Genomic DNA, 15,434 nt, shown 5'->3' with positions numbered 1-15,434 from the left:
CGTGCCCTCGCCGTGCCATCGAACAGCGCTGATCGAACTACATATGACGGCGAGGTCTTGGCGCGGTAAACGTCCCGATACTTGACCGGTCAAGTATCGGGTAGGGCTTGTGTATTCGATTAACCATCCCCTGTAATCGTTATCAGGCGACGGGGCCGTGGCATACGCGCGGCGATTCCGGAGCCGACTGTCGATCAGCTCGAGCAGGACTTCGGACGAGGAGCACGTGGTTGGCCACCATGAAGGACGTGGCGCAGGCGGCAGGCGTGTCCACGGCCACCGTGTCCCGCGTCCTGAACGGACACCCCGCTCCCACCGAGCAGACCCGCGAGCGCGTCCTCGCCGCGATCGACGCACTCGGCTACCGGCCCAACATCCTCGCCCGCTCCCTGCGGCTGCACACCACGCACACCCTCGGCCTGGTCATCTCCGATCTGACCAATCCGTTCTTCGCCGAGGTCGCGCGCGCAGTCGAGAACGAGGCGAGGGAGCACGACTACTCGGTGATCGTCGGCAACGCCAATGAGAGCGTCGAGCAGCAGCGGCGGTACGTCCACACGTTGCTCGACCGCCAGGTGGACGGCCTGCTGGTATGTCCGGCGACCGACGAGGGCGACTGGCTGGGCGAGGCCGCCGAGACCGGAGTGCCGCTGGTGCTCCTCGACCGGCGGATCGCGGGGTCGGTCAAGGTCCCCGTGGTGCGCGTGGACGGAACGGCGGCGTTGGAGAGCCTGGCCGCACACCTCGTGGAGCTGGGCCACCGCCGCATCGGCGTGATCGCCGGGCCTGCCGAGGCCAGCACCGGTCGAGAACGGCTCGACGCGTTCGCCGCGGCGCTGGGATCCCGAGGCGCGCCGTTGGCCGAGCGGATGGTCGTCTACGGCGACTTCCAACAGCAGAGCGGCGCCACCGCCGCCCGGACCCTCATGTCCGGACCGAACCGGCCGACGGCGCTGGTGGCGATGGACAACCTGATGGGCCTCGGCGCGCTGGAGCAGCTCCGCGCCATGGGCTTCTCGGTGCCGGGAGACGTCGGGTTGGCCGTGTACGACGATCTGCCCTGGTTCTCCCTGCTCGAACCGGCGATCACCGCCATCACCCAGCCCACCGAGGAACTCGGCCGCGCGGCGGTCCAAGCCCTCCTCGGTCTCATCGGGCGGGGCAGCGCGGAGAACGTGGTGCTGCACGCGGAACTGGTCGTCCGCAGTTCCTGCGGAGAACGGGCCGAGACCGGCCGAGGAGAAGGTGTATGACCTCGCACGATCCCATGCGGCACCCGGCGGGCCGAGTCCTGCTCGAAGTGCGCGACATCAGCAAGCGGTTCACCGGCGCGCTGGCCCTCGACCGGGTCAGCCTTCAGGTGCGCGCCGGTGAGGTGCACGTGCTGCTCGGCGAGAACGGCGCGGGCAAGAGCACCCTCGTCAAGGTGCTCGGCGGCGTGCACAGCCCGGATCGCGGCGAGATCCTCGTCGGCGGCACGCCGGCGACCATCCGATCGCCGCGGCAGGCACGTCAGCACGGCATCGCCGTCATCCACCAGGAACTGACCCTGGTGCCACGCCTCTCGGTGGCCGAGAATCTCTTCCTCGGTCGCGTGCCGCGCAGACTGGGCATGGTCGACCGGAGACGGATGCTGCGCGAGGCGGTTCCGCTGCTCGACCGGGTCGGGCTGGATGTCGACCCCGCCGCGCCCGTGGACTCCCTCGGCATCGCCCAGCAGCAGATGGTGGAGATCGCCAGGGCCCTGGACGAGGACGCCACGGTGCTCGTGCTCGACGAGCCCACCTCGGCGCTCACCGGCACCGAGACCGATCGGCTCCTGGAGATCATGGCCGATCTGCGTTCGCAGCAGGTCGGCCTGGTGTTCATCACCCATCATCTCGACGAGATCCAGCGTGTCGCGGACCGGATCACGGTGCTGCGGGACGGGCGCGGCGCCGGTGTGCTGCCCGGCGACGCCTCGATCGACGAGATGGTGCGCACCATGGTCGGCCGCGACATCGACGACCAGTTCCCCCGGCACCGCACCACGATGGGCGAGCCCCTGCTGCGCGTGTCCGGCCTGACCCGCAAGGGCGTGTTCTCCGACATCGACTTCGAGGTCCGCGCGGGTGAGGTCGTCGGCATCTCCGGTCTCGTGGGCTCCGGCCGGACAGAGGTGGTGCGGGCCGTCTTCGGCGCCGACCCCTACGACTCCGGGACGGTGGAGGTCGCGGGCCGCGTCGTGCGGGGCGGCGACATCTCCGCGGCCATGCGAGCGGGCATCGGTCTGGTGCCGGAGGACCGCAAGGGGCAGGGCTTGGTCCTGAACTCCTCCGTCGGCGAGAACATGGGCCTGGTGACGTTGCGGGCCGCCACCTCGGGCGGGCTGGTGGATCGCGGTGGCCAGGCACGTCGCGCCGCCGAGATGGCCCGCAGACTGCGCGTCAAGCACTCCGACGCGGGACAGGCCATCCGTGAGCTCTCGGGTGGCAATCAGCAGAAGGTCGCCATCGGCAAGTGGCTGCTGGCCGATCCCAAGGTGTTGATGCTCGACGAGCCGACCAGGGGAATCGACGTCGGCGCCAAGGTCGAGATCTACGAACTCATCAATGCGCTCACCGACTCCGGCCACGCGGTCCTGCTGGTATCCAGCGAACTGCCCGAGGTCATCGGCATGAGTGACCGGATTCTCGTGATGGCGCACGGGCGCATCACGGGCGAGCTGTCCACCGACGGCGTCACCCAGGAACAGGTGATGGCGCTCGCGGTGGCGGCCAGGGAAGAGGAGGACCTGGCGTCATGACCAGTGTCGAGAAGACCGGACGCCGTTCCCGAGGCGGCTTCGATCTGAACCGGCTGCTCGGGGAGAACGGGGCGCTGCTGGGCCTCGTCGTGCTCTCCGCGGCGCTGTGGATCATGGTGCCGAGCTTCGGCTCGCCGCAGAACCTGCTGAACATCGGCGTGCAGGCAGCCGTGGTCGCCGTGATGGCGTTCGGCGTCACGTTCGTCATCATCTCCGGCGGCATCGACCTGTCCGTGGGCAGCGTCGCGGCGCTGTCCGCGATGGTCGGAGCCTGGTCGGCGGCCGATGTCGGGCTGCCGGGTGGACTCGCCCTCGTCGTGGGCCTGCTCACCGGTGTCGCCGCCGGACTGGTCAACGGGCTGATGGTGAGCTTCGGCAGACTGCCCGCCTTCATCGCCACCCTCGCCATGCTGAGCATCGCCAGGGGTCTGACGCTGGTCGTCTCTCAGGGCAGGCCCGTCGGCACTCCGGAGGAGATCAGCTTCCTCGGCTCGACCGTCGAAGCAGGGCCGATCCAGCTGCCGATGCCGGTCCTCATCCTGATCGGGATGTTCCTCGTGACCGGCTTCGTCCTCACCCGCACGTACTCGGGCCGGGCGATGTACGCGATCGGCGGCAACGAGGAGGCCGCCCGGCTGTCCGGAATCAGCGTGCGCAACCAGAAGCTGATCGTCTACGCCCTGTCTGGTCTGTTCGCGGCGATGGCAGGCATGATGCTCGCCGGCCGGCTGTCCTCGGCGGGACCGCAGGCCGCCGTCGGCTACGAGCTCGATGCGATCGCCGCGGTCGTCATCGGCGGAGCCTCGCTGTCCGGCGGGGTCGGGCGCGCCACCGGAACGCTGGTGGGCGCGCTGGTTCTCGCCGTACTGCGCAACGGGCTCAACCAACTACACGTCTCGCCGTTCTGGCAGCAGGTCGTGATCGGTGTCGTGATCGCGCTGGCAGTGCTGGTGGACACCGTCCGCAGACGCGGCAGGTGAGTCGTCCCGGCTCGTGCCGGGGCGGGGAACTCGGGGCGACCCGAGGAAGGAGTGAAGTGCAGATGCGAGGGGCATACCGGACGGGCGTGACCGTCCTTGCCGTCGCCGCTCTCGGGTTCGCCGCGGGCTGCGGTAGCGCCGACGAGGGCGACGGCGGAGGCGGCGACGGGAGGTTCACCATCGGGCTGTCGGTCTCCACATTGAACAACCCGTTCTTCGTCGACATCCAGGACGGCGCCCAGGAGGCGGCCGAGGAGCTCGGTGTCGAGATCCTGGTGCAGGACGCCCAGAACGACCCGGCTACGCAGATCAACCACGTCGACACCTTCGTCACCCAGGGCGTCGACCTGATCATCATCAACGCGGTCGACTCCGATCAGGCGACGCCCGCGGCGGCCGCGGCGGCCAACGCGAACATTCCGGTGATCGCGCTCGACCGGTCGATCACCGACGCCGATGTGGCGCAGGAGATCGTCTCCGACAACGTCCAGGGCGGCGAGCTTGCCGCGGACGCGCTCGTCGAGGCGGGCGTCGACGGCGACGTCGTCGTGCTGCAGGGCATCCCCGGCTCGTCGGCCAGCCGCGACCGAGGCGAGGGCTTCCACAACGGCGTCGAGGCGAACTCGGGGCTGAACATCGTCGCCGAGCAGCCCGCGAACTTCGATCGCGCCGAGGGCCTGGACGTGATGCGGGACATCCTGCAGTCCAACGGCGACATCGCGGGCGTCTTCGCGGAGAACGACGAGATGGCGCTGGGCGCGATTCAGGCGCTGGGCGACCGGGCGGGCGAGGACGTCATGGTCTTCGGCTTCGACGGCACGCCGGACGGTCTCGACGCGATCGTCTCCGGCACGCTGGCGGGCACCATCGCCCAGCAGCCGGAGGAGATGGGACGCCAGGCGGTGGAGCAGGCCGTCCAGCTGCTCGACGGCGGCGAGATCGAGCCCAGCATCCAGGTCGAGGTTCAGGCGGTCACGCCGCAGAACGTCAAGCAGTACACCCCCTGACCCGGTGATGAACAGGCGAGCGGACGTGGTGGTGGTCGGGTCGGCCAACGCCGACCTGGTGGTCACCGTCGCCCGGCGCCCCTCGGCAGGTGAGACGGTGCTCGGCGACGACGTGACCACGATCCCCGGCGGCAAGGGCGCCAATCAGGCGGTGGCGGCGGGGCGGCTCGGCGCATCGGTCGCGCTGTTAGGCGCCGTCGGCGCCGATCAGTACGGGGAACTGCTACGCGAGTCACTGCGGTCGGCGAACGTCGACACCGGCCTGCTGCGCACCGCGCGGCGTCCCACCGGGAACGCCTTCATCACGCTGACGCCCGACGGCGAGAACACCATCGTGGTCTCGCCGGGGGCGAACGCCTCGGTGCTGCCTGCGGACGTGGCGGCGGCCTCCCCGGAGGTCGCCGCCGCCAAGGTGATCGTCCTGTCGTTGGAGATCCCGCTGGAGACGGTGCGTCATGCCGTCGAGGCGGCCTCCTCGGCAGGCGTCCGAGTGCTGTTGAACCTGTCGCCGGTCGCCCCGTTGGACGAGGCGACCCTACGTCGTCTCGACCCGCTGGTGGTCAACGAGCACGAGGCGGCGTGGCTGCTCGGTGAACAGGACGATCCCTCGACGTCGGACGACGCGGTCGCCGAACGCTTCATCGACGTCGCCCGCAGACTGCGGGAACTCGGACCGCGCTCGGTGGTGGTCACGCTCGGCCCCAGGGGGGCGGTGACCTCCGACGAGGACGGGACGACGGTGATCGACGCACCCGAGGTCCGGGCGGTGGACAGCACCGGCGCGGGCGACGCCTTCGCGGGTGCCCTGGCGGTGGGGCTGGCCGCGGACCGATCGCTGTCCGACGCGGCGGCCTTCGCGGCGCGGGTGGCGGCGACGGCCGTGACCAGAGTGGGCGCCCAACCCTCGTATCCGACGTCGGAAGAGGTGATCTCGTGAAGCGAGGCGGCATCCTTCATGCCGGACTGAGCGGAGCGCTCGCGCGGCTCGGACACACCGACCAGGTGGTCGTGGCCGACTGCGGGCTGCCCATTCCCGAGGGCCCGGAACTGATCGACCTCGCCTTCCGCTTCGGCGTGCCGTCCTTCCTCGAGGTCGTGGACGGGCTGCTGGCCGAGGCGGTCTTCGAGAGCGCCCTGGTGGCGGGCGAGGTGGACGACGGGAATCCGGAGATCGCCAAGGCACTCGTGGAGCGGGTCGGCGAGCCGAAACGTGTGCAGCACGAGGAGTTGAAGAGCCTGGTCGCGCAGTCACGGCTGGTGATCCGCACCGGTGAGGCGACGCCGTATGCGAACGTCATCCTCCGCTGCGGCGTGCCGTTCTGACCTTCGAGCACCACGGCGACGAACACGGTCGACGCACCCGGGTGAGCCCGGCCCGCCGAGGCGGGCGCCGCGTCGATCGTGTTCTTCGTCGTCGTACGGGTCACATCGAGGCCGTCGGCCAGTAGGGTCTCAAGACCATGGCGGTCACGAATCTGCGGGGAGTTGGAGTCAGCGCCGGGTGTGCGGCCGGCCCGATCGTGCGGGTGGCCGAGCCGCTGCCGCCGCCGGAGTCCGGCCCCGCCCCCGTTGACCCCGCCGAGGAGGCGGCCCGTATCCGGCCTGCGGCCGAGGCGGTGGCCGCCGAGTTGTCCGCCCGTGCGGCCAGGACCGACGGCGAGCCGAAGGCGGTGTTGGAGACGACCGCCGCGATGGCGGCCGATCCCGCGCTCATCGCCTCCGCCGAGTCGCTGGTCATGCAGCGTGGGCTGCCCGCACCCCGGGCCGTGTACGAGGCGGCGGACGCTGTCGCCGGCGATCTGCGGGCATTGGGCGGTTATCTCGGCGAGCGGGCGCGCGACGTGCTCGACATCCGGGACCGACTGGTGGCGCACCTTTCCGGCGTCCAACCGCCGGGCGTGCCCGTCCTCGTGGAGCCCGCCGTCCTGGTGGCACGCGATCTGGCACCGGCCGACACCGCCGACCTCGATCCGACGCTGGTCCTCGCCCTGGTCACCGAGGAGGGCGGTCCCACCAGTCATACGGCGATCCTGGCCCGGGCGCTGCGCATCCCCGCCGTCGTCGGCTGTCGGGGCGCCCTGGATCTCGTCGAGCCGCTCGGTCTGATCGTCGACGGCGACACCGGTCTCGTCCGGGTGCAGACCGGTGAGATCGTCGTGCGGGCGGTCGAGCGAGCGGCGGAGCCGTCCTGGTCCGGCCCGGGGCGCACCTCCGACGGCGAGCCGATCCCGTTGCTTGCCAACGTGGGTTCAGCGGCGGACACCGCCGCGGCGGTGTCCGCGGGCGCGGAAGGCGTCGGTCTGTTCCGCACCGAGTTCTGCTACCTCGATGCGGAGGACGAGCCCGCCGAGCAGGCGCAGCGGGCCGCCTACACCGAGGTGCTGGCGGCCTTCGCGGGCCTGCCGGTGGTCGTCCGGACCCTCGACGCGGGTTCGGACAAGCCGCTGCCCTTCCTGACCGGCTCCACGGCGGAGCCGAATCCGGCTCTCGGCGTGCGCGGGCTGCGGATCGGCCGGGAGGCGGTGGGCGTGCTCGATCGACAGCTCGCGGCCATCGCGGGCGCCGCGGCCGACTCCGGGGCGGTGGTCTCGGTGATGGCGCCGATGGTGGCCACCGCCGAGGAGGCCGACTGGTTCGCCACGCGGGCGCGCACGGCGGGCCTGGAGAGGGTCGGCGTGATGATCGAGGTGCCCGCCGCGGTGCTCACCGCGCAGGAGGTCTTCGACGCGGTCGATTTCGTCAGCGTGGGCACCAACGACCTGGCGCAGTACGTGTTCGCCGCCGACCGGATGCTGGGTTCGTTGGCGGCGCTGAACGATCCGTGGCAGCCCGCCCTGCTGCGTCTGCTCGCGCTGCTGGGACAGGCGGCGCAGCGGACCGGCACGCCGGTCGGCGTCTGCGGCGAGGCGGCGGGGGATCCACTGCTCTCGACGGTGTTGGTGGGGCTCGGTGCCACCAGTCTCTCGATGGCGGCGGGCTCGTTGGCCTCGGTGGGCGGTCGGCTGGCCGCGGTCAGTCGGGAGCAGTGTGTCGCCGCCGCTCAAGCCGCGCTGGACGCGACGGAGCCTGCGGCGGCTCGGGCGGCCGTCGCCGAGGCGCTCAGCTGATCGCCCGGCGGATCGACGAGTCGTGGCCCGGAGCCCCGCACGGCCTCGTCGTCAGCGGCGGGAGTTGCGAATCCGCACGGAGCTGGCCCGCACGGTCCCCTCGAGTCGCAGCCGTCGTTCCGGCTCCGCACCGGGCGACCGCGTCTGGTCCCGGAAGAAGCCGAACCTGTTGTCGAGGTCGATCGACTCGACGAGCGTCGTCCGCGAGACGGTGATGTCCACATTGGAGCCCTTGGTACGCAGCTCGATCTCCACTACCCGCGAGGCGAACTCGGCCTCGCTGAAGTCGAGTCGGACGTCGCCCGCGAGCGCGTCGACGCAGATCGCCGACGGAACCGCCCAGGAGCCGTCGCGGACGAGGCTTGCGCGGGAGACCTTCAGGTGCAGCGGCCGCCGATCGGGCAGCGGAGTGACCACCAGCCCGGGGAGGTCGATCAGTACGACGTTCAGCTCCTCCCTGGTCCGTGACGCCAGGGCCGCGTCGGTGCGCTCGCTGAACTCGTCGAGGTCGATCAGGCCGAGCCCGATGGCCTTCTGCAACAGTCCGATGACGTGCTCACGTTCTGCGTGGGACACACGGAGACGCCGTGGCGGCACCGGATCTGCGGCTGTCACGACGCCAACGGTAAGACATCGTGGTCATCGATGACCACGAATCGACGGCTTTCCACACGGATGCCGATCAGTCGTCGTCGAGGCCGTGCTCGATGGCGTACCTGGTCAGCTCGACACGGTTGTGCAACTGAAGTTTGCGCAGGGTGGACTGGACATGGTTCTCGACGGTCCGATGCGACAGCGACAGTCGCGTCGCGATCATCCGCGCGGACAGCCCCTTGGCGACCAGGCGAAGCACCTCCGTCTCCCGCTCGCTGATCCTCGGCGTGTCCGCCGCCCCCTCCTGGGGCGCCGCCGCCATCCGCCGGAACTCGCCGAGCACCAGGCCCGCCAGGCCCGCGGTGAAGACGGCGTGACCCGCCGCCGTCTGCCGGACCGCGTCCACGAGTTCCGTCACCGACGCCGACTTCACCAGGTAGCCGGAGGCGCCCGCCTTCACCGCCTCCAGGACGTCGGCGTGCGCGCCGCTGGCCGAGAGCACCAGCACCCGGGTGCGCGGCAGGGCGGTGGCGAGTCCGCTGATCGCCTGTACCCCGGAGGACCTCCCCAGGTTGAGGTCCATCAGCACGACCTCGGGGCGCACGGTCAGAGCGACGCGCACGGCGCCCTCGGCGTCGGATGCGGTCGCCACCACGGAGAAGCCGCGTTCGGACAGGTCGCGGGCCACACCGTCCCGCCAGATCGGATGGTCGTCGACGACCATCACCGAGATGGGTGCTGTGCCGCTCATCGCCGTCGCTGCCTCTCTCGCTCGGCCGTCCGGGGCACCCGCGCCTCCCATTCGGTGCCCGCGCCCGGCGCCGTCTCCACCGTGAGAGTCCCGCCGAGTGCGGACACCCGCCCCCGCATCGACAGACACACTCCCATTCGACCGGCGGACTCGGCCTCGGCGAGTCTGCCCGCCGGAATGCCCACCCCGTCGTCGCGCACGCTGAGGATCACGCTGTCACCGAGGTCCTCCAGCAGAACCCACGCGGAGGCGGAGGGTCCCGCGTGCTCGTCCACATTGGTCAACGCCTCGGCGACGACCGCCAGCAGCTCGGCCGCCGTCGCCGACGGCAGCAGGACAGGCGTGGCGGGAACGGAGACCTCGACACGGGAGGTCGCGAGCAGCCGCAGGCCCACCCCGAGGTCGACCTCGTCCGACTCCGATGGCTCCTGTGGCGCGGTGCTGACCAGGTTGCGCAGCGCGACCTCCTGCTCGCCGGCCAGCCGGGCCAGCTCGGCGGCCTCACCGCCCAGTTCCGCGCCCCGTCGGCGGACCCGTGCCAACACCTGGAGCACGCTGTCGTGCACCATCCGAGCGAGCCGTTCTCGTTCCGTGGTCGCCGCGTCGAGTCGGACGGCCCTGCGCAGCCGTTCCTCGGAGTGTCGTGCCGTGACGGCGATCAGTCCGAGCACCAGACCGACGCCGGTGAGCAGCACCGCGTCCCTGACGAGGTCGATGTTGAGGTAGCCCCTCGGCAGGATGTTGGTCACCGAGGCGAGGAGTCCCGCGAGCACGCCCGCCGCCGGTCCCCGCCGCACCGCGAAGACGATGACCGCGCCCGGCGCCCAGATCGTGGTCACCAGCGGAGTGGTGGACACGGCGAGCTGATCCGGACTGAGCACGTATTCGGATGCGAGCACCAACGCCTGGGTGAGCAGGAGGTCGGCGAGCACCAGGCCGTCGCTCCGTCTGGCGGGCTGGAGATAGAGGACTGTCGTGATGCCGGTCCATGCCGCCATCGCCGACAGGACGGCGATCCCCAGCTCCGGCCGACTGTATCGATCGATGTTGACCAGCACGCCGGCTGCCGCGAACAGCAGGGTGACGATCCGTAGGATGACGGCGCCTCGCCAGAGCGGAGTCGTGGTGTCTATTCGACTTCGGGTAACTGGATCGGGTGTACCTGATCGCTCCACGTATTCCTCCTCCGGTGTCATTGTTATTCCGTTCGTGTCTGCGTCGCCCCCCAGGTGGCGGTCTTCTGCTGTCTCGTCTGGTGTGTCAGGCTGACTTGAACAACAGGGGGAGGGCCGACGGGGTGGGGAGCCGTCCGTCGGAGAGGGATTTCTGAGGTGAGGTCACGCTCGGCGGAGCGCCACCCAGGACGGTTTCGCGTCGGCCCTCAACCCGTACACGCGGGGAGGCACCGTGCGGAAGTGGTCCTTGTGGACGCTCCCTCTGGGTGCACTGTGCTATTGGCTGGCCGTCGACGCCGCGGCTCTGACCGCCTCGGCCATCGTGCTGGTCGGCGCCGAGCCGCCGACCGACCTGGACGTCACGCGGTTCGCGGGCATCGCCGTCACCGCCACCGCCGTGATCGTCGGCACCTCGGTCTTCATTCATCTCTCGCGCGACGCCAAGCGAAGCCCGTGGTCGGTGCATGCGTGCTATCTGGTGGCCGGGATCATGGTGCTGCCGCCGAACCTGCTCATCCTGCTGCTGCTCGGGCCCGCCCTCTACGGTGTGATCGTCCCGAGGACCGAGCCGCATCGCTGGTTCTTCGCCACGGCGGGAACCGTGCTGGCCACACTCGCCGGGCGGCTGGTCCTCGGCTGGGAGACGCCGAGCTGGCACCCCGCCCTGCTGCTGGCGGCGGGGGCGGTACTCGTGCTGGCCAGAGCCGCGATCATCGCGCTCGGCCTGCGACTGCGCAGACCGAAGGCGACGGGCGCGGAGATCCTCGGCGACCCGATCGACATCACCCTCGGCATCGTCGCCGTCAGCGTGGGGGTGTTGATGGCCCGGGTCGTCGTCGACGACCCCCTGATGGCGATGCTGGCGGGCGCGCCGATGGTGCTGCTCGAACAGGTCGGCCACCTGCCGCAGTGGCGGCGTTCGGCACAGCGTGACGCCAAGACCGGCTTGGCCAACTCGATGCACTGGGACCGGCTCGCGGTCGACGAGCTGCGGCGCGCCGAGAGCCGGAAGCACCCGACCGCGGTGCTCCTGCTCGACCTCGATCACTTCAAACGGGTCAACGACGATCTCGGGCACCTGGCCGGGGACTCGGTGCTGGCCGCCGTCGCGCTCCTGCTGCGCACCAACATCCGCCGCGGCGACCTCGTCGGCCGGTTCGGCGGTGAGGAGTTCGTCATCCTGCTCCCCACCACCGGCTCGTCCGAGGCCGAGGCCATCGCGCAACGTGTCCGCCGCTCCGTCGCCGACCTCCGGGTGCCCCTGACCACGGCGGAGGGCATCCCGCACGAGCTCTCGGGTCTGACGGTCAGCATCGGCGTGGCGACGACGCAGCGCTTCGGCTACGAACTGCCCGACCTGCTGGCCGCGGCCGATTCGGCGCTGCTCGCCGCCAAGGGGTCCGGCCGCAACCTCGTCACCATGGCCTGATCTCCCGGCGCCCTCGGCCGACGACCCCGGCGGACTCGGGACGACTCCGCGATCGCGGCGCTCGGTCAGCTCTCGTTCTGCTCCGTGTTCTTGGGCGACTGACGTCGGGTGCCGGGCCTGCGGATCCTGGGCAGCACGGCGCGTGCCCTGCCCGGGTTCAGCCGGTGCAGCTTGGGCAGTGTCAGCCGCGGCCGCTGCGGCTCCTCCTCCGGCTCGTTCGCGGCGTCCTGCCGAAGTGACTTGAAGGCGGCGTTCAGCACGGCCAGCAGCGGGACCACCAGCAACGCGCCTGCGATCCCCGCCTGCACGACGCCGACGGCGATGGCGAGGACCACCGCGAGCGGGTGCAGTCGCACCGCCCTGCCGAGCAGCAGCGGCTGGAGCACATGACCTTCGAGCTGCTGCACCAGCAGCACGACCAGCAGCACCAGCAGCGCGGTCACCGGATTCACCGTCACCAGCGCGACCAGCACGGCGACCGAGCCGGAGAGCACGGCGCCGATGATCGGCACGAAGGCGGCGAGGAAGACCAGTGCGGCCAGCGGGATCGCCAGCGGCACGTCGAGGATCAACAGACCGATGCCGATGCCCACCGCGTCGACGACGGCGACCAGCGCGGTCGCTCGGACATAGCCGACCAGCGTGCGGAAGGACCGGGTGCCCGCCGTGTGCACACGGGCGCGGACGTTCGGAGGCACGATCTTGACCAGGTAGGACCAGATCTTCTCACCGTCGTAGAGGAAGAAGATCAAGGTGAACAGCGTCAGGAGGATGCCCGCCATCAGCTCGCCGACCGTCGCCGCGGTCGACAGCGCGCCGGAGGTGATGATCTCCTGATTCTCCTGGATCATGTCGATCAGACCGGCCAGGAACTGGTCGATCTGCTCCTGCTCCAGGTTGAGCGGGCCGTTGATCAGCCAGCTGCGGATCGTCTCCACGCTCGCCGTCAGCCGGACGACCATCTCGGGCAGGCCATCGGTGAACGCGCTGATCACGAAGGTCAGCACGCCCGCCACGATCGCCAGTCCCGCGATCAGGACGAATCCCGCCGCCAGCCCCCTGGGGACCCCCGATCTGGTCAATCGGTTGACGGCGGGCGCCATTAACGCGGAGAGCAGCAGCGCCACCGCGATGGGGATCACGACGACTCTCGTCGCCACCACGATCCACATCAACACCCACAGCGCCGCGGCGATGATGAGCAGCCGCCAACAGACCGCACCGGCAACCTGCAGACCGCGTGGTACCGACGAATCCACCGGATCTTGGCTGGTCTGCTTCATCTCAGTCACATACTTACGGTAGCTCGCCGGTCCGAGCGTCCTGCACGGATCGGTCTCTCGCCGCGATGGGGGCTCGATGGCGGATCACGTCAAGCACGCCGATCTCACCGAACCGGAACTGGCGGTGCTGCGCTGCTTCGCGGGCGGCGACGTCCTACGGCTGCCCGACGGCGACGGCACCCGGTCGATCCGGGGCGCGTTCCTCAGCGGACTGCTCACCGGGCTCTACCGGGTCAGGCCGACGGGCATACCGGCCTTACGGCTCATCGGTGCCCGGGTGACCGGTGAGCTGAACCTGGAGGCCGCCGAGGTACGGCACCTCATCGACCTCCGGGACTGCCGGTTCGACGGGCCCGTGGAACTTCAGATGTCACGGATCACCGGGCTGCGGATGACAGGCTGCCGGATGCCCGCGCTGTCGGGCCGGAACATGTGCGTGGACAGCGATCTGGTGCTGGAGGGCGGATTCCGCAGCGACGGCGTGGTCGACCTCACCGACGGAGAGGTCCGCGGCACCCTTCGGCTGGCCGACGCCGTCCTGCGCGGCAGCCCCGATCACGCGCTGCTCGCGGCCCGGCTGAAGGTCTCAGGCTCCGTCCAGGCCACTCGGCTGCAGGCGTTCGGCGAGGTCCGGCTGCGCGGCGCCGAGATCGGCGGCAGTCTCCATCTGACCGGTGCGCGGCTCGGCAACATGGCGGGCTGTGCGTTGGAGGCGTCCGGGCTGGTGGTGACGGGCAACCTCTTCTGCGACACCGGCCGGAACCGCTTCGTCTCCCAGGGTCGGATCATGCTGACCGGCGCGAGGATCGGCGGAGACGCCGTGTTCTCCGGAGCGCGGCTGGCGATCCCGGTGACCTCGGAGCGCCACATGACGGTCATCCCCAGCGGGGAGCTCGATGCCGACGCCGCCCTGGTGGCCGACCGGATCCGCATCGAGGGCAACCTCGAACTGGACGACGACCTGCGGGTGGTCGGCTCCCTCCGGCTGCCCTCGGCCGAGATCGGTGGTCACCTGCACCTCTCCGGCGCCACACTGGGGCGGCCCGCGAGCGTCGCGACGCCGCCCGCCGTCGGCCCCTCGGCCGACTCGCCGCGCATCCCGGTGGCGCTGCTGGCCGACGGGGTCCGGATCGGCGGCGACCTGGAGGCGCGAGCCCGCGTCGGCGCGGCGAACGGCAACGAGTCACCGCTGACCGCCTACGGCCAGGTTCGGCTCGTCGACGCGAGCATCCGGGGCAACGCCCGACTCACCGGCGGACGACTGCACGGCCGAGGGCTGGACGTGCTGCTGGCCGATCGGCTTCACGTCGGCGGCAGCCTGTTCCTCCAGCACCTCGTGGCGGAGGGCTCGGTACGACTGCAGAACGCGCAGATCGGTTCGAGCCTCGACTGCACCGGAGCCCGGCTCACCATGCCTCGATGCAGGCAGGACGGCACGATCAAGCCGTCGCTGGACGCGCGAGTGGCGGTCGTGGGCAAGGACCTGTTGTGCAGCAGGGGCTTCGTCGCGACGGGCGGCGTCCGGGTCCGGCTCGTCGAGGCGGGCAAACGGGTGAGCTTCCACGAGGCGACCTTGGGCGGCGCCGTCGACCGGGGCCGGCAGAGCACCGCCACGCCCGCCCTGAACGCCTACGGCCTGTCGGCTCCGCGCTTCGTGTTCCGGTTCGGTGTGCCGCCGAAGGGATCGGTGATCCTGACCAGGGCGAAGGCCACGTCGGTATCCGACGCCCCGGAGCTGTGGGCGGCGGAGGGCGGCGTGGAGCTGGAGGACTTCGCGTTCGAGTCCATCGCGGCGGCGCCGCCCGTGACGGTGCGGACGCGACTCGGCTGGCTGCGCCGCGTGCTGCCGAGCTATCTGCCGTGGCCGTATGAGCAGCTGGCGAGGTCCTATCGGGAGTCCGGGGACGACGAGCAGGCCGACCGGGTGCTGTTCGCCAAACAGAAGCGACGATTCGCCGCGTTGGGTCCGGTCGGCCGCCTGTGGGGCAGACTGCAGGAGTTCACCGTCGGATACGGCTATCGACCCTGGTTGGCGGGGTGTTGGCTGGTGCTGTTCTGGCTCGGCGGCGCCTGGTGGTTCGAGGGTCACCGGATGGACAAGCTCGACGACGGGCAGAATCCGGTGTGGAATCCGTGGCTGCTGTCGGCGGATCTGCTGTTACCGGTGGTGAATCTCGGTCATGACGGTGTCTGGCGTATCGACGGTTCCTCGCAGTGGACGGCGGGCGTGTTGACCGCCGCCGGCTGGATTCTGGCGTCCACGGCCGCGGCGGGGACCACGCGAGTCCTGAAACGCGGCTGATCGCGTCGTCCGTCTCGATGT

At 70.5% G+C, this 15,434-nt stretch carries 13 protein-coding genes; 9 read left to right on the top strand and 4 right to left on the bottom strand.

Annotated features, from left to right (window positions below; genetic code table 11):
• The first annotated feature begins 239 nt into the window (after positions 1 to 239).
• The 7 genes from AHOG_RS28005 (at position 240) to AHOG_RS27980 (ending at position 7,879) form a co-directional block, all read left to right on the top strand.
• Positions 240 to 1,253, top strand: a complete 1,014-nt coding sequence (locus AHOG_RS28005; RefSeq protein ID WP_245857117.1) for a LacI family DNA-binding transcriptional regulator — start codon at positions 240 to 242, stop codon at positions 1,251 to 1,253.
• Positions 1,250 to 2,785 (top strand): sugar ABC transporter ATP-binding protein, encoded by a 1,536-nt coding sequence (locus AHOG_RS28000; protein ID WP_245856487.1) that lies wholly within the window; start codon positions 1,250 to 1,252, stop codon positions 2,783 to 2,785. The genes AHOG_RS28005 and AHOG_RS28000 overlap by 4 nt, the downstream gene beginning before the upstream one ends.
• Positions 2,782 to 3,765: an ABC transporter permease gene (locus AHOG_RS29215; RefSeq protein WP_169725919.1), complete on the top strand. Its 984-nt coding sequence runs from the start codon at positions 2,782 to 2,784 to the stop codon at positions 3,763 to 3,765. Before AHOG_RS28000 ends, AHOG_RS29215 begins: the two co-directional genes overlap by 4 nt.
• A gap of 62 nt (positions 3,766 to 3,827) precedes the next feature.
• Positions 3,828 to 4,772 carry a substrate-binding domain-containing protein gene (locus AHOG_RS29210; RefSeq protein WP_169725918.1) on the top strand — a complete coding sequence of 315 codons (945 nt, stop codon included), beginning with the start codon at positions 3,828 to 3,830 and terminating at the stop codon, positions 4,770 to 4,772.
• Positions 4,773 to 4,779: 7 nt separating this feature from the next.
• The gene (rbsK, locus tag AHOG_RS27990) at positions 4,780 to 5,709 is read left to right on the top strand and encodes a ribokinase (RefSeq protein ID WP_093943977.1); all 930 of its coding nucleotides are present in this window, start codon (positions 4,780 to 4,782) and stop codon (positions 5,707 to 5,709) included.
• Positions 5,706 to 6,095 carry a D-ribose pyranase gene (gene rbsD, locus AHOG_RS27985; protein WP_093943976.1) on the top strand — a complete coding sequence of 130 codons (390 nt, stop codon included), beginning with the start codon at positions 5,706 to 5,708 and terminating at the stop codon, positions 6,093 to 6,095. The genes rbsK and rbsD overlap by 4 nt, the downstream gene beginning before the upstream one ends.
• A gap of 137 nt (positions 6,096 to 6,232) precedes the next feature.
• Positions 6,233 to 7,879 (top strand): putative PEP-binding protein, encoded by a 1,647-nt coding sequence (locus tag AHOG_RS27980; RefSeq protein WP_093943975.1) that lies wholly within the window; start codon positions 6,233 to 6,235, stop codon positions 7,877 to 7,879.
• Positions 7,880 to 7,930: 51 nt separating this feature from the next.
• Here the strand turns inward: AHOG_RS27980 and AHOG_RS27975 are convergent, their stop codons facing one another.
• The 3 genes from AHOG_RS27975 to macS form a co-directional block, all read right to left on the bottom strand.
• The gene (locus AHOG_RS27975; protein WP_093943974.1) at positions 7,931 to 8,494 is read right to left on the bottom strand and encodes a DUF1707 SHOCT-like domain-containing protein; all 564 of its coding nucleotides are present in this window, start codon (positions 8,492 to 8,494) and stop codon (positions 7,931 to 7,933) included.
• A gap of 67 nt (positions 8,495 to 8,561) precedes the next feature.
• The gene (locus tag AHOG_RS27970; protein WP_093944888.1) at positions 8,562 to 9,224 is read right to left on the bottom strand and encodes a response regulator; all 663 of its coding nucleotides are present in this window, start codon (positions 9,222 to 9,224) and stop codon (positions 8,562 to 8,564) included.
• Positions 9,221 to 10,426, bottom strand: coding sequence for a MacS family sensor histidine kinase (gene macS, locus AHOG_RS27965; RefSeq protein ID WP_376700091.1), 1,206 nt, complete (start codon positions 10,424 to 10,426; stop codon positions 9,221 to 9,223). Before macS ends, AHOG_RS27970 begins: the two co-directional genes overlap by 4 nt.
• 205 nt (positions 10,427 to 10,631) lie before the next feature.
• Here macS and AHOG_RS27960 point away from each other — a divergent pair, with 205 nt between their 5' ends.
• Positions 10,632 to 11,828 carry a GGDEF domain-containing protein gene (locus AHOG_RS27960; protein ID WP_093943972.1) on the top strand — a complete coding sequence of 399 codons (1,197 nt, stop codon included), beginning with the start codon at positions 10,632 to 10,634 and terminating at the stop codon, positions 11,826 to 11,828.
• A gap of 65 nt (positions 11,829 to 11,893) precedes the next feature.
• Here AHOG_RS27960 and AHOG_RS27955 read toward each other — a convergent pair whose 3' ends face one another.
• Positions 11,894 to 13,111, bottom strand: coding sequence for an AI-2E family transporter (locus tag AHOG_RS27955; RefSeq protein ID WP_093943971.1), 1,218 nt, complete (start codon positions 13,109 to 13,111; stop codon positions 11,894 to 11,896).
• Between the two features lie 76 nt (positions 13,112 to 13,187).
• Between AHOG_RS27955 and AHOG_RS27950 the strand changes: the two genes are divergently transcribed.
• Complete coding sequence (locus AHOG_RS27950) at positions 13,188 to 15,413, top strand: translocation/assembly module TamB domain-containing protein (RefSeq protein ID WP_093943970.1); 2,226 nt, start codon at positions 13,188 to 13,190, stop codon at positions 15,411 to 15,413.
• Positions 15,414 to 15,434 lie beyond the last annotated feature (21 nt).

Origin of the sequence: Actinoalloteichus hoggarensis (assembly GCF_002234535.1) — a bacterium.
GTDB classification, from domain to species: Bacteria; Actinomycetota; Actinomycetes; order Mycobacteriales; family Pseudonocardiaceae; genus Actinoalloteichus_A; species Actinoalloteichus_A hoggarensis.
This window is presented reverse-complemented; position numbering and strand designations above follow the sequence as displayed.